Genomic DNA, 22,970 nt, shown 5'->3' with positions numbered 1-22,970 from the left:
GAAGGATAGAAGAACAAAATAATAAGAAAAAGACGCTACAGTGCCTTTTTTGGGACTGATTTGGATCTTTACTTAAGAGAAAAGGGAGTTGATGAGCTGTTTTTAGCCGGTAAACAAGAACAAAAAGAAATAACCCCTTTAGGGGTGGTTTGAGAAAAACATGCGGTTGGCGGACCATTCAGTGAGCCTTAAGGCTCTGCCAGTAAATGCCCTTATAGGGCTAGAGCAGACCACCCGTTTTACGGGTGGTCATGATTTTATAGTCACTAAAACTATAATTTAAGATTACCGCTCTCCATTAAAGCTTGAAGACCGCTCATTACTCCCAGTTTTATATGAGCAAAATTTAAGCCGCCTTGTATGTATACTGCATATGGTTCCCTTATGGGGCCATCGGCACTAAGCTCAATGGAAGAGCCCTGTATGAAGCTTCCGCCTGCCATAATAACTTGATGGTCATAGCCTGGCATATCCCATGGTTCAGGTTGAACATGTGAATCCACAGGACCAACCTTTTGTATACCCCTACAAAAGCTAATTAAAGCATTTTTATTTCTCAATATCACTGCAGTCACTATATCGCTTCGCTTTTCATCGAACTTTGGACTTACTTCAAAGCCGAATTTTTCCATTATCCGGGAAGTATATACAGCTCCTTTTAAAGCTTCGCCTACTACCTTCGGTGAATAAAAAAGGCCTTGCGCTATTAAACGATTAGAAAACATTGATGAACCGCAGTTTTTATCTAGCCCCGGTGCTGTAAGTCTATAAGCGCACAATTTAACTAATTCCCTTTTTCCGACCACATACCCTCCTGTAAAGGCTATTCCACCCCCGGGATTTTTTATTAGAGAACCGGCACATAAATCCGCCCCTACTTCTATAGGTTCTCTTACTTCTACAAATTCTCCATAACAGTTATCTACAAAACATATTATGTCACGCTTAATGCTTTTTATAAATTTTATAAGCTGTCCAATTTCATCAATGCTCATAGCAGGTCTTAGACTGTAACCTCTGGAACGCTGTATTAAAACCATTCGAGTTTTTTTATTAATATTTGCTTTAATCCCATTATAATCAGGTTTATTGTCTTTTAAGCTAACTTCCTTATATTTTATGCCAAAATCCTTTAAAGAACCGCAATTATCCCCATATAACACATTGTGTAAGGTATCGTAAGGTGTGCCGGTGGCACTTAAAAGCTCATCACCAGGTCTCAGAACACCTAAAAGACACAGCGTTATAGCATGAGTGCCCGATACTATTTGAGGCCGCACAAGAGCATCTTCGGCTTTGAAGATTTCTGCATATATTTGCTCTATTTTTTCTCTTCCTGTATCATTGTAACCGTATCCAGTTGAGTCGCTAAGATGATAGTCACTTAGCAAAGAATTTTTCATTGCGGCTAATACTTTTAGCTGGTTAAATTCAGCGATTCGTTCAATATCTCTCAGTATAGGTGCAATTTCTTCTGAAACAACTTCTGACATTTTTAAAATCTCCGTCTTAATACCAAAATCTTTTGCAGCAATCGCGTTAGTATTATAAAATTTTGTTTCCATTTTTTTGCCTCTTTCACCTTAATCTCGATTATGTATCTTATCACAATTTTTATTTGTGTTCAACTGTTGACTGCACAGCGGACATATAGACGTTTCATATAATTGCTTCTTCAAATCTAAAGGCAATAAACTCATACCTTCAGTTATACCCTCCCGTTTTCCTACCCTTCTACCTATGGCATATCCAAATAAAAAGACCGCGATTTCCAACACGGCAATAAGAAGTACTTTATCAAAAAGCATATGGTTCTCCCCTTTTAATCTATATTTTTATCTTTGATTGCCTAACAATTTTATTATGTAAATAATTATGTGCATTGCTATAATCGACGTTATGGCTTTTACGTAGTCAAAGAAAACTGTTAAAAGAAAAAAAATAATAGCTAGCAGTAAACATTCGACTTTGCCTAATAAAAACGCCAAATTTTTTTTGCTCATATTATCATTTTCGTAATCCAAGAAATCATCCCATAGCTGAATAGCGGCCATTATAAACAAAGATGATAGCATTTCCGACTTAAAGAGAATGATCCCTAGCAATATAACAATTATACTTTCAAAAAATCCGTATAAACCTGATGGCATTTTAACCGTTAAGTTTCCTACCATTCCTACTGCAAAGCTAGAAAGAAATAAACTTATAGCGGCATCCGAGTCTATTACAGCTGCCAATGACAATAATAGCAAAGCATAAGGCAACCCGCCGTATTCAAGCGCAATATAAAGGTTTGGCTCATTTTTTATGACATCAATGTCCTGATCTATATAATCATCCATTATCTTTATTGCGAAACCTACAATTAAAACAGAAAAAAATTTTTTTAGAAAAAAAATTTTAGATATTCCGGGCAACAAATGTTTTCACCTCTTTAAAACCCCTTTTATAGAGAGCAGAAATCGGAAATATTACATGGCCTGAGAACTCTTCTTTAATCTTTTTAAGGCCCTCTTCTGCTCCCGCAAGATCCATTTTATTTGCCAAAATTGCATATCCCCTTTTTAATTGAGCAAATTGAGCAATCTGATAGTCAACTTCACCCATTGAGCTGGGCAAATCCTGCTTTTTCGCTGCATAAGCATCAATTATATGTAGAATAATATCTGAATCACGTATAATTGAAAGAGTCTGAGAAATGGCTTTTCGCACCTCTAAATCTGGATGAATACCATCAATAAAACCGGCTGTATCCACAAGTTTAATCTTTTTTTTTCCTTTCCCCATTGGAAAATCCAAGGTCATAGACTGTATACAACGTGTTTTATGAGGATTTTCGTCTACAAGGTTTGAAATGGCATTTTTGCAGGAAAAGTTTTTGAATTTTTCGGAGCCCTCATTGAATGCAAAATTTATATCTAGGGATTTTAATCCTAGATATTCGGCAAAGTTTATTAAAAACAATGTTTTACCTACATTTGTTTTGCCTATGATCGTACATTGTTTCATTTAAATATTACACCTCCGAAATATCCTCCGGTTTAATTTGAAGTAGGTCTTCTCTGGAAATCACTTTTTGGTTTACCAGGCGCAATGCCTGACGTCTTAAAGCTTTCTCTATCATATTCCTAACAAGTCTTGCATTTCCCAATTTATCGTAGTTTATATCATTTTTACGATTTTGCAAAATCGTTTCAAACTTAATGAGTGCCTCTGGGCTAAATTTATATTGTCTCTTTTCAACCATCATATTAGCAATTTGCATCAACTCATTTACGCTATAGTCGTTAAATTCGATTTGTATAGGAAATCTTGACCTAAGGCCAGGATTGATTTGCAAAAACCGTTCCATTTCATCTTTATATCCTGCTAAAATCACAATAAGATTATCCTTGTAATCTTCCATGGCTTTTACTAAAGTATCGATAGCTTCCTTGCCAAAGTCCTTTTCTCCCCCTCTTCCTAATGAATATGCTTCATCTATAAACAATATCCCACCAAGGGCTTTCTTAATCTGATCACGGGTCTTTTGGGCAGTATGTCCAATGTATTCTCCTACTAGATCCGCCCGTTCTACTTCAACAGTATGGCCCCTTTGCAAAATCCCCATATGTTTAAACATTTTGCCAAGCAATCTTGCAACTGTTGTTTTGCCGGTGCCTGGATTTCCTTTAAAAATCATATGAAGAACTTGGGGTTCTGTTAAAAGCTTGGCTTCTTGTCTTTTCTTTTGTATTTGAGCAAAAGCTTGAATTTCTTTTACCAGATCTTTTACTTTGGAAAGGCCAATCAATTGATCCAGTTCCTTCATGATATCTTCCAAACTTTCTTCCTCGTTACTTCTCCCCAATGGTATTTTATGAGTGTCTAATTCGCTAAACATAGCTAGTGCTTGACAGGGCGTAATAACTCCATCAATTAACATGGCGTGTATTTGGCTAGGATTATCTATTGTATGTTTTACTTTATGAGTCATAAAATCACCTCTAAAATACCATATCAATTTATCTTATGCATAAGTTCAACTATAGGTTACAAAAAAGGAGCTGCTGCAAAACAAACATATCGTTTGTATGCAGCAGCTCCTTTTTTGTAATATATCTAGCCTTCATCAGACTTTCTTTGATCTGTTACACCCTGATTAAAATTAATTGCTTTAAAAGGTGTAACAGTAGAAACCGCATGTTTATATACCAGCTGTTGTTTCCCTTCAGAATCAAGAACAATCGTGAAATTGTCAAAACCTTTTATTAGACCTTTTAATTGAAAACCATTAACAAGATAAATTGTAACAGGTATGTTCTCCTTTCTTAACTGATTTAGAAAACTATCTTGTAGATTTATTTGTGCTTTTGTCATTGTGGGTCCCCCTCATATTATTTTGTTTTATTTAATATTCTAGGTATTTTTTAATTTCCCTTCAATATCGTTAACAATATTTGATATTGTTTTCTCTTTCCCTTCTTTTGAAACATCAAACCAAAGGATATTTTTGTCTCGTAAAAACCAAGTATATTGTCGCTTTGCATAATGCCTTGTATCTCTAGCAATTAGGTAAATAGCTTCTTTGAGAGTTGTCTTACCATAGAGATAATCGATTATCTGACTGTAACCAAGGCCTCGCATTGAATTTAAATCAGGGCTATATCCCATTTTTAAAAGCCTTTGTACTTCTTCAATAAGTCCCATGTCTATCATTTTATTTACTCTTTCATCAATACGTCGGTATAATTCGTCTCTTGGCCTTGTTAAGCCGTACATTAACAAGTTATATTTACTTTCTTGTTTTTTCGTCTTTTCTTCATAATACGAAAAAGGTTTGCCTGTTTTTATACATACTTCAATAGCACGGATTACTCTTCGCAAATTGTTAGGATGTATTTTTTGTGCTGCAATAGGGTCAAGTTGTTGTAGCTTTTTATGTAAGTATTCGTTTCCATATTGTTCAGCTTCCTTTTGTAATAAACTCCTAAAAGAATCATCTTTTTGAGCATTAGAAAAAGTATAATTGTAACATATAGAATTTATATAAAAACCTGTGCCCCCAGTCAGCAGTGGGATTTTATTTCGCTTATGAATATCTTCGATGCATTCTTTTGCTCTTACTTGAAAGTCAGCAGCGCTAAATTCCTCATCTGGGTCTATGATGTCTATCATGTGGTGTACAATTCCATCTTGCTCTTCTTGAGAAGGTTTGGCTGTTCCTATATCCATGTAACGATATATTTGCATTGAATCAGCGGAAACTATTTCTGCATCAATTTTCTTTGCCACTTCTATAGCAATTTCGGTTTTCCCCACTGCTGTAGGCCCCACTATTACTACTAACAATTTTTTTTTCATTTTAGTTTAGGTCCTTTTAAATTTCTTTTCCAGTTCCTCTAAGCTCATGGAGATTATAGTGGGTCTTCCATGGGGACACGTATAAGGACATTGGGTTTTAGCAAGCTGCTGAATTAGTTCATTCATTTCCATTTGAGACAAAACATCACCCGCTTTTATAGCTGAATGACATGACATGGATATAATAAACTTTTCACTTTCAGGTAATCCGGCATACTGATTGCTATTGATTTGATCTAAAATATCTCTAAGTGTCATAGGATCCATCGGTTTATTAAATACATAAGGAACTGCTCTAACAAGGACAGAATCCGTTCCAAAAACTGAGATATCAAAACCGAGCTTTATAAAATCATCTTTATAATATTCTATAAGCATTATCTCTCGAGCAGATAAATGTAACACCTGGGGTGTGACTAATGTTTGAGATTCTGGCGGTTTTGTATATCGATTAGAATAAAGCTCATATAATATTCGTTCATGGGCTGCATGTTGGTCTATCAGATAAAACTCATCGGCATTTCCCTCAACAACAATATATGTATTAAATAATTGACCTAAAATCTTATTATATTCAAATTTTTTAGTTATGGCTCCTGTAGATATGACTTCAATAGAAAATACATCTGGTTCAGATGGAGGTCTTGTTTCCTGGTTATTTTTCAAATAAACCTCTTTTTTTATAACTGGGGTTTCCCTAATAAATTCTTCTTTAATACTACTAAATTCCCTGCTGTCATATATTTTGCTGAAATTGCTGGAATTATATACATCTTTTGGCATCATTTCTCTGTCAAGATTTAACTGTGACATTTGTGTTGTGTTTTTTGGGCATTCTCTTGAGTATTCACTATATGTTTCTCTTGGTATTAGCACATGTTGCATTAGACTATCATTTACAGCATGAAAAAGTGCTTGATGAACCTGGTTTTGGTTTTGGAACTTTATCTCCATTTTGGCTGGGTGGACGTTTACATCTACTTTTGAATTATCTATATCTATAAAAATTACAGCTATGGGGAAACGTTTGACGGGCATCATGGTTTTGTATGCCCTTTCCAGGCAAGAGGCCAGCCCCGGATCCTTTATAAAACGACGATTTACAAAAAAAGTCTGACCTGAGCGATTGCCGCGATTAAAGCTAGGAGGGCATACATATCCCCATATTTTGCCACCATCAAAGCCTTTTTCTATTTGTATAACTTCTCTTGCTAATTTAACACCATATATTTTAGCAATGACTTCTCTGTAATTGCCATTTCCACTGGAATAAAATACTTCCTTACCATCTATGATAAGTCTAAATGAGATGTTTATATTTCCAAGGGCAAGCCTTGAAACTAAATCAATGATATGTGATGACTCATGGGTTTTGTTACTTAAAAATTTTAATCGAGCAGGTGTATTAAAAAAGAGGTTTCTAACTTCTATAAGGCAACCGTCTTTCGTTGCAACTTCACCGAAATCTTTAATTGTACCACCGCTGATTTTACATAAAGTACCTATAGACTGCCCTCTTACTTTTGTCTGAAGTAATAACTCTGATACTGCAGCGATGCTCGTTAAAGCTTCTCCCCTAAATCCTAGAGTATTTATGTTAAAGATGTCATCGACTTTTTCAATCTTACTTGTTGCATGCCTTTCAAAAGCAAGTTTGACATCCTCTGCTGACATACCTTCACCGTCATCTATTACTTTTATGCACTCTTTGCCGCCATCACTAATTTCGATAATAATATTTTTACTGCCAGCATCGATAGAGTTTTCTACTAATTCCTTTACTACCGAAACCGGCCTTTCAATAACCTCTCCAGCAGCAATTTTCGATGCTACGTCCTGCCCTAAAATTTTAATTTTCCCCATAAACTTGTTCCCTTCTCCTTAAATCAATTGACGCTTTATGGAATGTACAAAATTTAAAGCCTCTAGCGGTGTAGTTGTATCAATGTTAAGCGCTTTTATTTTTTCTATTATTTCTTGGTTTTTATAATGTTCAAGGCTAAGCTGATTGTCCTTTGCAGCATTATCGTTGGTAACTGCAATTTCTGGCAAAGCTACTTTATTGTCTGTTTTATTTTGCTCTAAGCTCGCCAAGAACTTTTTGGCTCTGTTAATTACAGAATTCGGTACACCTGCTAATTTTGCGACCTGTATGCCATAACTTTTATCGGTTTCACCAGGGACAATTTTTCTCAGAAAAATAATATCTTCATCTTTTTCCTTAACCGTAATTTTATAGTTTTTAATTCCTTTTAAATTTCTTAAGGCTGTTAGTTCATGATAATGAGTTGCAAAAAGTGTTTTGCACTTTAATTTTTCCTGTATAAATTCTAATACTGCCCAAGCTATAGAAAGGCCATCAAAAGTACTTGTACCCCTACCTACTTCATCCAATATCAAAAGGCTTTTTTCAGTTGCATTATTTAGTATGTTGGCAACTTCCATCATTTCCACCATAAAAGTGCTTTGTCCCATTGCTAAATTATCTGCCGCTCCGATACGTGTAAAAATCCGATCCACAATACATATTTGAGCTTTTTTTGCAGGTACGAAACTGCCGATTTGGGCCATTATAACGATCAAAGCCACTTGCCGCATATAAGTAGACTTGCCCGCCATATTAGGGCCTGTAATGATAGAAATTAGGCTGTCTTTGCAGTTTATATGGGTATCATTAGGTATGAACAGCTCATCTTTCAGTGTCAGCTCAACTACCGGATGTCTACCATCAGTTATGTTTATTTCATCGTTTAGCATTATTTCTGGTTTTACATAGTTGTTTTTATATGCAACTTCGGCAAGGGAAACCAATACATCCAGCATTGCTAAATAGTAGGCACTGTGCTTTAACCTAGGTATTTCATCGATGACCTGATTCCTGACTTTACAAAAGATGTTGTATTCTAATTCCTGAAGTTTTTCTTTTGAATTAAGTATTAATTCTTCGTATTCTTTTAATTGTTCAGTAATGTAGCGCTCCGAATTAACCAGTGTTTGTTTCCTTATATAATCTTCAGGAACCATTGCAAGATTTGATTTAGTCACTTCTATGTAATAGCCAAAGACCTTATTAAATCCTATTTTTAATGATTTAATACCAGTTCTTTCCCGCTCTTTTGATTCTAAATTTGCTATCCATGCCTTGCCTTCACGGGCAGCTTTTCTGAGTAAATCTATTTCTGAGTTATATCCTTCTTTTATTATATCTCCCTCTTTTATCGTCAGAGGAGGATCTTCTGATATAGCTTTATCTAATAACTCATATACATCTTCTAAAGTATCTAGTTGTTCATAGATATGATTTAAAAGTTTGGAATCACATTTTAAAAGAACCTGTTTAATTTTAGGCAGTTTCATTATAGCAGTTTTTATCGCCAACAGATCTCTTGCGTTGGCATTTCCGCAGACTAGTTTGCCGGTTAAACGTTCAAGATCATGAGTGTTTTTTAATAACTCCTTTATATCTGACCTTAAGAAAAAATCACTAAGCAACTCTTCAACTGCATCCTGCCGTTGCTTAATTCTTAAAATATCAATTAGCGGTCGTTCAAGCCATTTTCTAAGTAAACGCGCTCCCATGGCTGTTGAAGTTTTATCTAGAACCCACAAAAGACTTCCCACTTTTTTGCCGTCGCGCAGACTTTCGGTAATCTCCAAGTTTTTGCGGCAGGTGTAATCTAAAATCATATAATCACAGTTTTGATAGTATGAAATAGAATTAATATGAGACAGGTTCAATTTTTGCGTCTCATTTAAATATTTTAAGGATGCACCTGCTGCCTTTAAAGCTAATTTTTTATCATCAAGGTTTGCAATTTTTTCTTTGCCAAAATGTGAAATCAATAAATTAAAAACTTCTTCCTCAAAGAAATCTTCGCCTTTTACTGTAAAATAAATCTTTAGGTTTTCTCTAAGGTTTTTATTAAAAGGCTTTTCCTTGGCTAATCTTTCAGTAACTAAGCATTCCCTTGGTTCAAAACGGCTAACTTCATTTATGACTTCATGAAAGGGGTAAGATGACACTATTTCCGTAATATCAAATTCCCCTGTCATTAAGTCAACAAAAGCAAGCCCAAACTTATCGTTTTGTTTAATGATACACCCTAAATAATTGTTCTTGTTATCCTCCAAAGCACTTAGATCAGTGATGGTTCCGGGTGTAACAATTTTGACTACTTCCCGCTTAACAATTCCCTTTGCAAGCTTGGGGTCTTCTACCTGTTCACATATAACTACTTTATAGCCTTTTGATACAAGTTTGGAGATGTATTGATTAGCTGTATGGTAGGGCACTCCAGCCATGGGAACTTTATTTTGAGGATCTCTGGAAGTTAATGCTATATCAAGTTCTTTTGAACAGATATATGCGTCTTCAAAGAACATCTCATAGAAATCGCCAAGGCGAAAAAAAACTATATAGTCACTATATTTACTTTTTATTTCTTTATACTGACTCATCATAGGAGTATCCATTTAAAGAAAAAAACCCCCTACATTTCTTCAGATAATCCTGCCCAATAATGACCAAGTGTGTGGTTCAGTAATTTCTACATTTACAAGTTTACCTATTAAATCTCTACCGCCGTCAAAATTGACGACTTTATTTGTCCTAGTACGTCCTGACAATTTTTTTATCTTGCCTCTGCTAATTCCTTCAACTAACACCTCTTGCACAGTACCTTTAAGCTCCATATTTTTCTTTGCTGTTATAGCATCTTGAACCTGCATTAATCTGTTTAAACGGTCTTTTTTTACATCATCATCGATTTGATCTGGCATTTCAGCAGCAGGAGTACCTTTGCGTTTAGAATACATGAAAGTATAGGCTAGATCAAATTCCACCTCTTTGACTAAATTCAGAGTATCCAAAAAATCCTCTTCGGTTTCCCCAGGAAAACCTACAATAATGTCTGTGGAAATTGCAATATTGGGAATAGCTTCTCTCAGTTTCTTTATTAAGTTTATATAGTGTTCCCTGGTATATTTTCTGTTCATCTTAGATAATATTCGGTTGCTTCCTGCTTGAACAGGTAAATGTATATGTTCACAGACCTTTTCGCATTCTTTCATAGTCAATATAAGTTCATCGGACAAATCCTTAGGATGTGAAGTTAAGAATCTGATACGCTTAATACCTTCCACATCATTTACTCTTCTCAATAGCTCATGAAAAGCTACGGGTTTTTCCAAATCTTTACCATATGAATTTACATTCTGCCCTAAGAGATTTATCTCAATAAAACCTTCTTTTGCAAGGGCTTCAACTTCACTTATAATATCTTCCGGTAGTCGGCTCTTTTCCCTTCCCCTTACGTATGGAACTATACAATAACTGCAGAAGTTATTACAACCGTAGGTTATAGTTACCCAAGCTCTTGAGTTATCCATTCGTTCAATTGGAAGATTCTCTTTGATTTCCGAACTTTCCATCACTTCAACTACAGGGAATTCTGCTTGTCTTGCGTTTTCTATAAGTTCAGGAAGTTTGTGAACATTTTTTATCCCGAATAAAATATCTACATAGGGCAGTTTTTCAGATATATATTCAACCACATGGGGTTGTTGAACCATACAACCTGAAACTGCCAAGATTAAATTTGGATTTCTCAGTTTAAATTGCTTTAACTGTGCAATTCTGCCGTATACTTTTCTTTCTGCATTTTCTCTGACGCAGCACGTGTTTAAAATTATTACATCAGCCTCTTTTAATGTATCAGCTGGACTATATCCCATATTTTGCAAAATTCCAGCAATGGTTTCACTGTCATGAATATTCATCTGACAGCCCCAAGTTAGTATCTTGTATTTCACGCTTTCACTCCTTCTTATTGCAACTTATCTTTGAAATTGCTTCCGGACAAAGCTCTGTTAATTTTTTTATTGCATTATTGAAATCTTGCCATACCGCCCATTTTACTTTTGTTAAAGTTTTTCCTTGTTGACGCAATATATACGCTGGATGAAAAGTCGGCATAATCCAATAGTCTTTGCTGACAATCCATCTACCGCGTTCTCTCATTATACTGCTGCCAGGTTTAAAGTAATTTAAAGGGACTGCCCCTAAAGCAATTATAACTTTAGGTGAAATTATCGATAATTCTAGTTCTAGATTATGAGAGCATGCATCGATTTCTTTTTTTATAGGCGTCCTGTTCTGTGGCGGCCTGCATTTAACAACATTTGTTATATATATTTTTTGGCGATCTATGTTGAGTTTATCTAAAATAGTCGTAAGCAACTGCCCGGCTCTTCCTACAAAAGGACGTCCCTGTTTATCTTCATCAAGACCTGGACCTTCACCAATTAATACTAATGGTGAATTTAATGGCCCTTCACCTGGTACCTTTCGGGTATTGCTTTCTGACAGATATAGAGGGCATCTTTGGCAGGAATTTAATGATTCTCTTATTCTGCTAGATAAATAGACTCTTTTTTCCCCTGCTTGTTCATCATCAGTTTTAATAGATTGAAGTATTGTATCGGCGCTACATTCTGTGATGTCAAATTTATCTTTTAGCTCGATTACCAATTTCATACTTTCAGGTAGGTTAATCTGTGCTGCTGTAAATAATTGCTTAATCTCATCATCAATTGCCATAAGAATACCCCCATTCTATGCTTTATTATAGCATAAATTCAATTAAACATTAACCAACCCCAATCAAATAAAAAAAGACTTCAAAAGTCTTTTTTAATCTTCATTTTGATTTAATTGTACTTTTGGTCTTCTTCCACTGCTTTTACACCGGTGTACAGCAGTGTAGGAGTTGGATTATATGTATCTATTGATACTAAACTTTTTTCTTCAACTTCCGAGCTAATATACTTTTTCCAGAGTTTAACTGTAAAACCGGGTGTTCCTTGCTTTATTCTTACTTCACCATTTGGTAAATTTTTGTCTTCTCTTATTGTCACTGGAGGTTGTATTGTTTTAACAGTTTCAGATATTAATTCGACAGAAAAGGGCAACTTATCTTTGCCAAAAAATTTAACTGTTAAAGTGTCTTCAACGACTTCTGATATTAATAAAAGGTTTCCTTCGGTGTTGTTTTTAAACTTTAAGTCAATAGTATCATAATTTACGGTTGCATCCCTACCAAGGGGCACATAGCTTACGGGCAAAGAGTGATTTGTTCTTTCGATTATTTCAAGGTTTGTCAATAAAGCAAGATTATATAGGGTACTAGATACTTGGCATACACCACCACCTATATCAGAAACTGTTTGGTTTCCAATAAAAACTGGCGCCTCTTGATATCCCTTATCTCTAGTGCGTTCACCAACTACATTGTTAAAAGAAAAAATATCTCCCGGTGAAAGTATATATCCGTTAATTTTTTCTGCAGCAAGCCTTATATTTTTAGTCCTTCCTTTCTGTGATTTGTCAAACTTTGTGGAATACTCTGCTATTTTTATTTTGATTTCTAAAGCTTTCAAATCTTCTGTTGTCACATCAGCTTTTAGTTTTTTTATTGGAATTTCCAATGTCAATTCTTCATCACAAAACCATAAATTTGAAATAATATCTTCCTTAAGTTTATTATCATCTAATATTTTACCATCAACATCATCAACTATTGAAACTGAATCACCTTTCACTTTGAAAGATGCGTTTTTGGGTTCCATAAATATAGTTTCGTTTATTTTTTCAAAAGTCCTTTGTAAATTGTTCTCTTTATAAATTACAACAGGGTTTACAACCAACGGGTTCTTTTTTAGTTGCTGCCTTAAAATAAATCTTGTTATAAAATTTCCATTTTGGGTATATTTTATTATGTCTTCAATGCTTTTATTTACGTCAATCTCAACATGTTCAGATACATCAAAAAACCACTTATGATCATCATATGTTAAAGTGATTTGACTTTGCAAAATTTTATCGATAAATTTATGTAGCCTATCCTTCGCATCTTTTCTTGTCAAACCGCCAATATGCATAAAACCTATGTATATACCATCAGGTATTACTGTATTATATTTATAATCATCTATGAGCAATGCAACTCCTATACATAAAAGTAAAATCAAGATACAAGCGGCAATTTTTTTAATCACCACGTCACCCGCTTTGCATATCTTTTACTTTTATGTATAATCGATAGTTTTAAAAAAAATGACTATTAGATTTATTGAATGTGTTGTTTGCTTTGTATTTCGGAAGAACTGATATCCATCAATATAAGATTATCACTATCGACCTTGCCTTTTCTAAAACGCAAAATTCCTCGTTTTTTAAATCCCAGTTTTTCATAGCACCTAATTGCCCTTTTGTTATGCTCATAAACCCTAAGATAAATGTATGTAAATTTTTTCTCGTTGAAAATATAATCTAAAAAAGTCTTTAGAGCATCATAACCATAACCTTGCCCCCACAAATTTTTTTCCCCTATGTAAAGAAAAAGTTCGGCTTGCTTATTTTTCCATCTTATATTATTTATTTCGATTTCACCAATAAAATTACCGTTTTTGTCTTCGATGCCTAAAATGCGATTTAAAAAATTAGAAGATGCTAAATATCTACTTTCACACTCTTTCAAAGTCATTGGCAGTTTATCTCCGATGTATTCTTTAAGATGTTGATTTTGCTGCCAGGATATTATTTTGTCAAAGTCAGATGGTTTTATTTGTCTTAAATTAGTTTTTTCCCCTTTACACAAATACATAAATACACTTCCCCGTAGTTTGATGTATTAGATACTTCTCTAATATAACTTACAATATGCTTTTATTCAACTAAAAATAAAAAAGTCCTTTATGTAAAGTTAACCATTAACGGCTGTATTTGAGAATGCGTTTTAATCTTTTTATTTCATTGGTTAGTCTTTTTATTTCTAGATTTTTAGAATGCTCTTGTTCTATTAATAAATTCATTAAGATTCTGCGGCCAAGGCGAAGAGAATTAACTCTATCTTCTAATATTTTTACTTTTATTTTAATGCTTTCAATGCTTTCATCCACATTAATCCCTCCAAAACTAATAAAAAAAAATACCCTTGTTAAGGGTATTATATGGAGCAAGTTCCAAAATTATCCATATTTTTTATGCTGGATAAACATCAAATTTATCTTTATTGACTAATTCGCTGTCTACTTTATATTTCTTTGCTTGTCGCTCCTTGAAGAACTTTTCGGCTATTTGCGGGAAGAGCGCATATGTTAAAATATCCTCTTCTTGCTCAATGTAGTAAGATATTTCTTTAGCGTATTTTTCAAGCTCAGGTTCCAGTAAATCCGCAGGGCGGCAGGTAATGACTTCTTCATCACCTATGATTTTTTTCTTAATTTCATCTTTAATTGGAGCCGGCGGTTTTCCATACAGGCCGCGAACATAATTTTTAACTTCATTTATTACCATTTTATACCGCTCGCCGGTAATTACATTAATTACTGCTTGTGTACCAACTATTTGGCTTGTAGGAGTGACCAAAGGCGGATAGCCTAAATCTTCTCTAACTCTTGGTACTTCCTTTAACACTTCGGGAAGTTTGTCAAGAGCATTTTGTTGTTTTAATTGGCTTGTTAGGTTAGAGAGCATTCCGCCTGGTATCTGATAGTTGAGGACCATGGCATCAACCATAGTTATTACACTGTCAATTTTATAGTTGCTTCTAACTTGTTTAAAGTGTTCAGATATGCTTGAAATTAGTTCCAAATCAAGTCCGGTATCGTAAGGGGTATTTTTTAGCACAGCAATCATTGTTTCTGTAGGGGGTTGCGATGTCCCCAATGCAAAAGGCGACAAAGCAGTATCTACGACATCTACCCCAGCTTCAATTGCTTTTAAATAAGTCATTGAAGCCATGCCACTGGTATAGTGGCTGTGAAGCTGTATAGGTACTTTAATTTCTTTCTTTAAACGTGAAACCAATTCATAAGCATCATATGGCGACAAAAGGCCTGCCATATCTTTAATGCAGAGGGAATCAATACCCATTTCTTCTAATTGCTTAGCTAAATCCACGTAATAGTCATTGTTGTGAACGGGACTTATTGTGTACACCACTGTTCCCTGTGCATGAGCACCAGCTGCTTTTGTTGCTTCTATAGCTTTCTTTAGATTTCTTATATCATTTAGCGCATCAAAAATTCGAATAATATCTATACCGTTTTCCACTGATTTTTTTACAAACATTTCAACTACATCATCGGCATAGTGGTGGTATCCTAAAAGGTTTTGGCCTCTTAAAAGCATCTGTAAGGGGGTATTTTTAACTTTTGCTTTGATTTTGCGAAGCCTCTCCCATGGATCCTCATTTAAAAACCGGAGACAGCTGTCAAAAGTAGCACCACCCCACATTTCCAAGGAGTGATAACCAACCTGATCAAGCTTTTCTGCAATTGGCAGCATCTCCTCTGTTTTCATTCGCGTAGCTATAAGCGATTGATGAGCATCTCTTAAAATAGTATCGGTTATTCCTACCTTTCTCTGCTGCAATTCTATTCTCCTTTCTGAAGATGGTAATAACATTGAAGCATTAATGTGAAAATTTTATATTAACCACCATATAGCGACAGCAGCACACCAGCAGCAATAGCGGAACCAATAACCCCAGCTACATTAGGCCCCATAGCATGCATGAGAATGAAGTTTCCAGGTTTTTCTTCCTGGGCTACCACTTGTGATACTCTAGCTGCCATCGGCACTGCTGAAACACCAGCAGAGCCGATGAGTGGATTGACCTTACCTTTTGATAATACGTACATGATTTTTCCAAAAAGAACTCCACCAGCCGTTCCCACGCAAAAGGCTGCAAGACCCAATATTACTATCTTTATGGTTTCCCACCTTAAAAAGTTTTCAGCGCTGGCAGTAGCACCAACAGTGGTGCCTATCAGTATAGTAACAATGTTAATGAGTTCATTTTGAGCAGTTTTGGATAATCTATCTACAACTCCACACTCTCTAAAGAGATTACCTAACATTAGGCAACCAATTAAGGCTGCTGCGTCAGGTACTAAGAAACTTGCCAAGATAGTGACTATTACTGGGAATATGATTTTTTCGGTTTTTGATACAGGCCTAAGTTGTTCCATAGTTACCTGACGTTCTTTTTTGGTTGTAAGGGCACGCATTATAGGAGGTTGAATAATTGGAACTAAGGCCATATACGAGTAAGCAGCTATTGCAACAGCTCCTAGCAGATGTGGTGCCAGTTGGCTTGTTAAAAATATTGCTGTTGGGCCATCGGCTCCCCCTATTATTCCTATTGATGCGGCTTCTTTAAAGGTAAACCCTAGAAAACTTGCTCCTATGAAACTTGTAAATATACCTAACTGAGCTGCTGCACCCAGTAGTAAACTTCTGGGATTTGCAATAAGAGGCCCAAAGTCGGTCATTGCCCCCACACCTAAAAAGATAAGGGGGGGATATATATTCAGTTTAACTCCTTGATATATCCAGTATAGAAATTTACCTTCTGTCATAAGGTTTGCCACAGGTATGTTTGCAAGTAACATACCAAAGCTTATTGGCACAAGTAGCAGCGGCTCATATTTTTTTACTATGGCAAGGTACATCAAAAAGCACGCTATTATTATCATGATAAACTGTTCAAAGCTTATATTTGCATATCCCGTGTGTTGGAAGAAATCTAAAATCCGTTCAAGCACTGTTTCTCTCCTCCAGTTTATGGCTTATTTTATTCAAAGGTAGCAAGTGTATCACCTGTATTAACAGAAGCTCCTTCACTTATATCTATTGAGGTTATTGTACCGCTATCTGGAGCAACTATTTCGTTTTCCATTTTCATGGCTTCAAGAATCATGATAACATCGCCTTTTTGAATTTTATCACCGGGTTTCTTTTTGATTGATAGAATTGTACCAGGCATAGGAGCAGTAATTTTATTTTTACCAGCAGTTCCTGATGTCTTAGGTTTAGCTTGTGGCTTGGGTTGTGGCTGAGGTTGCTGTACTTTTGATACTGCTGGAGTAGGTTCAGGTTGGGCAGGTGTTGTTTCGCTAAAAGTTCCTCCTATTTCTTCTACTTCAACTTCATAAGTTTGTCCATTTACAGTTATTTTGTATTTTTTCATTTCTTGTTCTCCTTTCTTGAATATGTATATTAAAGTTTATTAAAGCTTGTTGTTGATATTATATATTCTCGACTCCATGCCCCATATAGGAGTTTTTTCATGGATCTTTCGTATTGAACCTATTTTTATGTTTGATACAGGAGTTTGTAAATACTGAGCTAGGGCTGCGGCAATTACAGCTATTAATTGAGTATCATCTTGCGCTTCGGTTACATCAGTTTTTCCTTCTTCTATAATTTGTTCCCTCTCAGATAAAGCTTCATTTCTTTTTCCATTTGAGCTGGGAGCAAAAATTATTTTTGTCAGGTCTAGGATTAGTGACAAAATGTATAATGTTCCTAATACCAGCCCCATCCCCAATAAAGTAGTTTTAAGAGATTCTTGAAGTATTTGCGCTGTTGTCAAGTTTAGTAGCCTCCTTTATACAGGGATATTGCCATGTTTCTTGGCCGGTCTTTTTTCACTTTTACTCATTAACATTTCTAGTGCCGAGATAAGTTTTGCCCTTGTTGCAGCGGGTTCAATAATATCATCTACATACCCTCTAGCTGCTGCTTGATATGGGTTGGCAAAGTTATTCCGATATTCATCAATTTTTTGTTGTCTCGTTGTTATAGGATCTTCTGAGTTTTCTATTTCTTTTTTGAAGATAATGTTTGCTGCTCCTTCCGGCCCCATTACGGCTATTTCAGCTGTAGGCCATGCAAAGACCTGATCTGCACCCAAGTGCCTTGAACACATGGCTATATATGCTCCACCGTAAGCTTTTCGTGTAATAACCGTAAGTTTTGGCACTGTTGCTTCGGAATAGGCGTATAGGAGCTTTGCACCATGCCTAATTATGCCTCCATGTTCTTGGGCTACTCCAGGCAAGTATCCAGGTGTATCGGTAAAGGTTACAAGGGGTATATTAAAGGCATCGCAAAATCTAATAAATCTTGCGGCCTTGTCAGAAGCGTTAATATCAAGGCAGCCGGCAAGATGTTTTGGATTATTAGCTAATATTCCCACACTATGGCCTGAAAGTCTAGCAAAACCTGTTATTAAATTTTGAGCATAAAGTGGTTGTACTTCAAAGAAGTCATTATTATCCACTACAAGCTTTATAACATCTTTCATGTCGTAAGGTTTATTAGGATCTACAGGAATTATTGTGTTTAATTCTGGTATGATCTTTGCAGGATCATCCGTTGTTGCTTTGTATGGTGGGTCTTCAAGATTGTTAGATGGTATGTAAGACAGTAATTTTTTGATCTGCTCAAAGCATTGTTCTTCGTTTTGGCTTATAAAATGTGCCACACCGCTTTTTTCGTTGTGAGCAGTTGCTCCTCCCAATTCCTCAGGTGTGACTTCTTCGCCGGTTACTGCTTTAATTACTTGGGGACCTGTAATGAACATCTTGCTAATACCTGATACCATAAATACAAAATCGGTCAAAGCTGGTGAATATACTGCTCCGCCGGCACATGGACCTAATATAACCGAAAGCTGCGGTATTACACCAGATGACAGGGTATTTCTTAAGAAGATTTCGCCATAACCTTTTAAGGCGTCAACGCCTTCCTGAATTCTAGCGCCTCCTGAGTCATTCAAGCCAATCAAGGGTGCACCCATTTTATTGGCCATGTCCATGACTTTACATATTTTTGCAGCATGCATTTCTCCCAAAGATCCACCAATTGTCGTAAAGTCCTGAGCGAAAACAAAAACCAGCCTGCCATCAATTGTACCATAACCAGTTACTACGCCTTCACCTGGAGCTTTGGTGTATTGCATATCAAATTGGATTGATCTGTGTTCTACAAAAGCATCAATTTCTACAAAGCTATCTTTGTCCAAAAGCTTTTCTATTCTTTCTCGAGCAGTCAGTTTTCCACTTTGATGTTGTTTTTGTATGCGTTTTTCCCCACCGCCTTTTTCTATTATCTCACGCTTTTGCTGCAAGATCTTAAGTTTTGTTTCAATTGTTTCCATGCTGTTCCTCCTTATCTTTCACATAATTCTATTAAGACTCCTTTTGTGTCTTTGGGGTGAATAAAGGCTATTTTAGCACCTCCTGCTCCAAGTCTAGGGCTTTCATCAATAAGACGAATACCCTTTTCTTTTAATTCTTTAAGTTTTGCTTCAATATTATCAACTCTTAAAGCTATATGCTGTATGCCTTCTCCCCGCTTTTCAATAAATTTGGCTATAGGGCCATCTGGAGATGTAGACTCTAATAGCTCAATTTCACTCTCACCAATGGGTATAAAGGCAGTTTTAACTTTTTGTTCTTCTACGGTTTCAATTCCCGTAACCTTAAGCCCTAAAATTTCGGTATAAATTTTCATTGCTTCATCAATACTTTTAACTGCAATACCAATATGGTCAATTTTTTGTATCATGTCAAATCCCTCCTTTCAAATATGGCTTCATTTGGATATACAAAAAAATCTTCTTTTTTTAGTTATAATTTTGCATTTTCCAGTATATAAACAGCGGCTGAATAGGGATCTATTTCTTTGTTTAAGGCCTTTTCGGTAAATATACGGATTTGTGTTTCAAAAGATGAGATTATCTGTTTTAAGTGGATTTCTCTTATTAGTTCCTGTAGTTCTTGATTAATGCGAGTTTTTCGCTTGTTTGTCAGCATACCGCTATCTTGCAGTTGTTTTTGAACATCAATGATTGTTTTGTAAAGGTCTGCTATACCTTCTCCTGTTGTACCAACTGTTTTTAATATTGGAGGCTTAACTTTGTTTTTATCTTGATTTAAATCAAGGTTCATTTGTATCTCGGTTATTAAGCGATCTGCTCCATCCATATCAGATTTGTTTACTACAAAAATATCTGCAATTTCCATAACACCTGCTTTAATAGCCTGTACTTCATCTCCCATACCAGGAATCAGCACTAAAGCCACAATATCAGCCAGTTTAATTATATCTACTTCTGATTGCCCTACACCAACGGTCTCGATAATGATATAGTCCATACCTGCAGCATCGAGAACTTTTACAGCATCATAGGAAGCTCGTGAAAGCCCGCCTAAGGCTCCACGGCTTCCCATGCTCCGTATATAAATACCGTCATCTAGGGTTAAATCCTGCATCCTGATTCTATCTCCTAAAAGTGCCCCACCGGAAAAAGGGCTTGTAGGGTCAATTGCAATAACGCCTACTTTTTTATTATTTTCACGGAATTTTTTAGCTAAAAAATTTACGATACTGCTTTTCCCAGCACCCGGCGGCCCAGTTATGCCGAGGGTTATTGCATTGCCAGTGAATTTATAGAGCTGCTTCAACAAGTCTCTTGCTTCATCTGCTTGATTTTCAATAAGGGTAATTAACCTTGCTATGCTTCTTTTATCACCTTTTAAAATACCGGGGACAATATCCATTTTATGTTACACCTTTCGGTCTAAACTTTAACATTGTTTTTAATAAATTCTACAATTGCAGATGTAGGGGTTCCAGGGGTGAAAATCTCTTTTATACCGGCTTTTTTTAACCCAGGAATATCTTCTTCAGGTATAACCCCTCCACCTATAACCAGTATATCTTCTGCATTTTTTTCTTTTAAGAGTTCTATCACCCGTGGAAAGAGAAAATTATGTGCGCCGGAGAGAATGGAAAGCCCTATAACCTGAACATCTTCCTGTATTGCTGCTTCTACTATTTGTTCGGGAGTTTGTCTAAGCCCGGTATAAATAACTTCCATTCCCGAGTCCCGCAATGCTCGTGCAATGACTTTAGCCCCCCTGTCATGACCGTCAAGACCGGGTTTAGCAATTAAAACTCTAATAGTTTTACTGCCAGTCATCAATTTCACCCCTTCATAGATTTATAGGAGCTTTGTATTCGCCAAAGACAGCTCGCAAAGCATCGCATATTTCGCCCAAAGTACAATAGGCCTTTACACATTTTATTATTATGGGTATAAGATTTTTATCAGTTTGGGCACATTGTTTTAATTCTTCTAGCACTGCATTAACTTGTAAATTATCACGAGTAGCCTTTAATTGCTTAATTTTTTGTTCTTGGAGCTCTCCAACCGATGGATCAACTTTTAGTAAATCCTTTGGTTGCTCTTCTTGGATTTGGAATTTGTTTACTCCTACAACTATTCTTTTACCTTGTTCTATTTCCATTTGATAATTATAGGCACTATTTTGGATTTCTTGTTGTATGTAACCTTTTTGTATAGCTTTGGGTGCGCCGCCCATTTTTTCTATTTTTTCAATATACTCTTTGGCTTTTTGTTCTATAGCATTCGTCAAAGATTCTACATAGTAGGAACCAGCTAGCGGGTCAACAGTTTCAGTAACTCCGCTTTCATAGGCGATTATCTGTTGAGTTCTAAGGGCGATACGTACAGAATCTTCAGTAGGCAGTGCTAAAGCCTCATCACGCGAATTGGTATGAAGTGATTGAGTGCCTCCTAAAACAGCTGCCAGAGCCTGTATTGTAACTCTGACTATGTTGTTGTCTGGTTGTTGAGCTGTTAAAGTAGAACCTGCAGTTTGAGTATGAAATCTCAGCATCATTGATTTTGGATTTTGTGCTTTAAACTTCTCTTTCATAATCTTTGCCCATAATCTACGTGCTGCTCGGAATTTAGCCACTTCTTCTAACAGATCGTTGTGTGCGTTGAAGAAAAATGAAAGTCTCGGTGCAAAATCATCAACTGAAAGACCTGCTTTTATAGCGGCTTCAACGTAGGCTATTCCATTTGCTAGGGTAAATGCAACTTCTTGAACCGCAGTTGCCCCTGCCTCTCTTATATGATAACCGCTAATACTAATAGTGTTCCATTTTGGCATATGTGCTGAGCAGTACTCAAATATATCAGTTATGAGTCTCATGGATTGTTCCGGTGGAAAAATATACGTGCCTCTGGCCACATATTCTTTTAAAATGTCATTTTGAATAGTGCCCGACAGCTTATCGGGAGTGATACCTTGCTTTTCTGCAATTGCTATATACATGGCCAAAAGTATTGCTGCCGGAGCATTAATTGTCATAGATGTACTTACTTTATCTAAAGGAATTCCTTCGAATAAAATTTCCATGTCTTTTAGTGAGTCAATAGCTACTCCGACTTTTCCAACTTCGCCTTTTGACAATGGATGATCCGAATCGTAACCTATCTGCGTAGGTAAATCAAAGGCAACGCTTAATCCAGTTTGACCTTGCGATAATAAATATTTATATCTTTTATTAGACTCTTCGGCGGTTCCAAAACCTGCATACTGCCGCATAGTCCAAAGTCTGCCTCTATACATTGTGGGGTAAACCCCTCTAGTATAAGGATATTCCCCAGGAAACCCTAAATCTTCAATGTAATCAAGGTCTTGTATATCTAATTCTGTATACAAGCGATTGATTTCTATATTGGACCCTGTTAAAAACTCATCTTTTCTTTCTGGACTTTTGCTTAAAACCTTATTCAAAGTATTTTTTTCCCAATTTTGTTTACACTCACTAACCTTACTGAGGGACTCTTTGTCAAACATATATTCGCCCTCCTATTTTTATTCTTTATTATATATTACACTATTTTCCCTATAAAGACAATTAATTCTTTAAATGTCATACTTAAATTGCAATATTA

The 22,970-nt window shown here is 35.9% G+C and carries 23 protein-coding genes and 1 pseudogene; 1 reads left to right on the top strand and 23 read right to left on the bottom strand.

The features are described from left to right. Nucleotides 1-18: 18 nt before the first annotated feature. Nucleotides 19-111 (top strand): annotated as a pseudogene (locus JT739_RS05155) (cysteine hydrolase family protein); the annotation flags it as partial. Between the two features lie 161 nt (nucleotides 112-272). Here JT739_RS05155 and JT739_RS05150 read toward each other — a convergent pair. The 23 genes from JT739_RS05150 to JT739_RS05040 all read right to left on the bottom strand — a co-directional run bounded on the left by JT739_RS05150 (nucleotide 273) and on the right by JT739_RS05040 (nucleotide 22,872). Next, entirely contained in the window at nucleotides 273-1,565 is a 1,293-nt protein-coding gene (locus JT739_RS05150; RefSeq protein ID WP_237660034.1) for a methionine gamma-lyase family protein, read from the bottom strand. An 18-nt stretch (nucleotides 1,566-1,583) separates the two neighbouring features. After that, nucleotides 1,584-1,808 (bottom strand): hypothetical protein, encoded by a 225-nt coding sequence (locus JT739_RS05145; RefSeq protein ID WP_237660033.1) that lies wholly within the window; start codon nucleotides 1,806-1,808, stop codon nucleotides 1,584-1,586. 27 nt (nucleotides 1,809-1,835) lie between these two features. After that, the gene (locus JT739_RS05140) at nucleotides 1,836-2,420 is read right to left on the bottom strand and encodes a hypothetical protein (RefSeq protein WP_237660032.1); all 585 of its coding nucleotides are present in this window, start codon (nucleotides 2,418-2,420) and stop codon (nucleotides 1,836-1,838) included. Beyond that, nucleotides 2,401-3,009 carry a GTPase gene (locus tag JT739_RS05135; protein WP_237660031.1) on the bottom strand — a complete coding sequence of 203 codons (609 nt, stop codon included), beginning with the start codon at nucleotides 3,007-3,009 and terminating at the stop codon, nucleotides 2,401-2,403. The genes JT739_RS05140 and JT739_RS05135 overlap by 20 nt, the downstream gene beginning before the upstream one ends. A gap of 7 nt (nucleotides 3,010-3,016) precedes the next feature. Continuing rightward, entirely contained in the window at nucleotides 3,017-3,976 is a 960-nt protein-coding gene (locus JT739_RS05130) for an AAA family ATPase (protein WP_237660030.1), read from the bottom strand. 125 nt (nucleotides 3,977-4,101) lie between these two features. Then, entirely contained in the window at nucleotides 4,102-4,359 is a 258-nt protein-coding gene (gene hfq / locus JT739_RS05125; protein WP_237660029.1) for an RNA chaperone Hfq, read from the bottom strand. A gap of 39 nt (nucleotides 4,360-4,398) precedes the next feature. Beyond that, a complete protein-coding gene (miaA, locus tag JT739_RS05120) occupies nucleotides 4,399-5,343 on the bottom strand; it encodes a tRNA (adenosine(37)-N6)-dimethylallyltransferase MiaA (RefSeq protein WP_237660028.1) in 945 nt (314 codons plus the stop codon). A 6-nt stretch (nucleotides 5,344-5,349) separates the two neighbouring features. Beyond that, nucleotides 5,350-7,206 (bottom strand): DNA mismatch repair endonuclease MutL, encoded by a 1,857-nt coding sequence (gene mutL, locus JT739_RS05115; RefSeq protein WP_237660027.1) that lies wholly within the window; start codon nucleotides 7,204-7,206, stop codon nucleotides 5,350-5,352. 18 nt (nucleotides 7,207-7,224) lie between these two features. Next, nucleotides 7,225-9,816 (bottom strand): DNA mismatch repair protein MutS, encoded by a 2,592-nt coding sequence (gene mutS / locus JT739_RS05110; protein WP_237660026.1) that lies wholly within the window; start codon nucleotides 9,814-9,816, stop codon nucleotides 7,225-7,227. A 27-nt stretch (nucleotides 9,817-9,843) separates the two neighbouring features. Further along, nucleotides 9,844-11,154: a tRNA (N6-isopentenyl adenosine(37)-C2)-methylthiotransferase MiaB gene (miaB, locus tag JT739_RS05105; protein ID WP_237660025.1), complete on the bottom strand. Its 1,311-nt coding sequence runs from the start codon at nucleotides 11,152-11,154 to the stop codon at nucleotides 9,844-9,846. A 4-nt stretch (nucleotides 11,155-11,158) separates the two neighbouring features. Then, entirely contained in the window at nucleotides 11,159-11,941 is a 783-nt protein-coding gene (locus JT739_RS05100) for a uracil-DNA glycosylase (protein ID WP_237660024.1), read from the bottom strand. A gap of 110 nt (nucleotides 11,942-12,051) precedes the next feature. After that, the gene (locus JT739_RS05095; RefSeq protein ID WP_237660023.1) at nucleotides 12,052-13,398 is read right to left on the bottom strand and encodes a VanW family protein; all 1,347 of its coding nucleotides are present in this window, start codon (nucleotides 13,396-13,398) and stop codon (nucleotides 12,052-12,054) included. Between the two features lie 71 nt (nucleotides 13,399-13,469). Next, nucleotides 13,470-14,006 (bottom strand): GNAT family N-acetyltransferase, encoded by a 537-nt coding sequence (locus tag JT739_RS05090; RefSeq protein ID WP_237660022.1) that lies wholly within the window; start codon nucleotides 14,004-14,006, stop codon nucleotides 13,470-13,472. Between the two features lie 106 nt (nucleotides 14,007-14,112). Next, on the bottom strand, nucleotides 14,113-14,301 hold the full coding sequence (locus tag JT739_RS05085) for a hypothetical protein (RefSeq protein ID WP_237660021.1): 189 nt from the start codon (nucleotides 14,299-14,301) through the stop codon (nucleotides 14,113-14,115). 82 nt (nucleotides 14,302-14,383) lie between these two features. Continuing rightward, nucleotides 14,384-15,778: an oxaloacetate decarboxylase subunit alpha gene (locus tag JT739_RS05080; protein ID WP_237660020.1), complete on the bottom strand. Its 1,395-nt coding sequence runs from the start codon at nucleotides 15,776-15,778 to the stop codon at nucleotides 14,384-14,386. Between the two features lie 59 nt (nucleotides 15,779-15,837). Continuing rightward, on the bottom strand, nucleotides 15,838-16,953 hold the full coding sequence (locus JT739_RS05075; RefSeq protein ID WP_237660019.1) for a sodium ion-translocating decarboxylase subunit beta: 1,116 nt from the start codon (nucleotides 16,951-16,953) through the stop codon (nucleotides 15,838-15,840). 29 nt (nucleotides 16,954-16,982) lie between these two features. Beyond that, entirely contained in the window at nucleotides 16,983-17,378 is a 396-nt protein-coding gene (locus JT739_RS05070; RefSeq protein ID WP_237660018.1) for a biotin/lipoyl-containing protein, read from the bottom strand. Nucleotides 17,379-17,417: 39 nt separating this feature from the next. Continuing rightward, nucleotides 17,418-17,783: an OadG family protein gene (locus tag JT739_RS05065; RefSeq protein WP_237660017.1), complete on the bottom strand. Its 366-nt coding sequence runs from the start codon at nucleotides 17,781-17,783 to the stop codon at nucleotides 17,418-17,420. A 15-nt stretch (nucleotides 17,784-17,798) separates the two neighbouring features. Next, the gene (locus JT739_RS05060; RefSeq protein ID WP_237660016.1) at nucleotides 17,799-19,352 is read right to left on the bottom strand and encodes an acyl-CoA carboxylase subunit beta; all 1,554 of its coding nucleotides are present in this window, start codon (nucleotides 19,350-19,352) and stop codon (nucleotides 17,799-17,801) included. An 11-nt stretch (nucleotides 19,353-19,363) separates the two neighbouring features. Next, complete coding sequence (gene mce, locus JT739_RS05055) at nucleotides 19,364-19,762, bottom strand: methylmalonyl-CoA epimerase (RefSeq protein ID WP_237660015.1); 399 nt, start codon at nucleotides 19,760-19,762, stop codon at nucleotides 19,364-19,366. Nucleotides 19,763-19,824: 62 nt separating this feature from the next. Continuing rightward, entirely contained in the window at nucleotides 19,825-20,757 is a 933-nt protein-coding gene (gene meaB, locus JT739_RS05050) for a methylmalonyl Co-A mutase-associated GTPase MeaB (protein ID WP_237660014.1), read from the bottom strand. Between the two features lie 20 nt (nucleotides 20,758-20,777). Then, nucleotides 20,778-21,179: a cobalamin B12-binding domain-containing protein gene (locus JT739_RS05045; RefSeq protein ID WP_237660013.1), complete on the bottom strand. Its 402-nt coding sequence runs from the start codon at nucleotides 21,177-21,179 to the stop codon at nucleotides 20,778-20,780. A gap of 13 nt (nucleotides 21,180-21,192) precedes the next feature. Further along, the gene (locus tag JT739_RS05040; RefSeq protein ID WP_237660012.1) at nucleotides 21,193-22,872 is read right to left on the bottom strand and encodes a methylmalonyl-CoA mutase; all 1,680 of its coding nucleotides are present in this window, start codon (nucleotides 22,870-22,872) and stop codon (nucleotides 21,193-21,195) included. Nucleotides 22,873-22,970 lie beyond the last annotated feature (98 nt).

Source organism: Tepidanaerobacter sp. GT38, assembly GCF_021991635.1.
Taxonomy (GTDB): domain Bacteria; phylum Bacillota; class Thermosediminibacteria; order Thermosediminibacterales; family Tepidanaerobacteraceae; genus DTU063.
The sequence above is the reverse complement of the archived record's forward strand: the minus strand, read 5'-3'. Positions and strand labels throughout refer to the sequence as shown.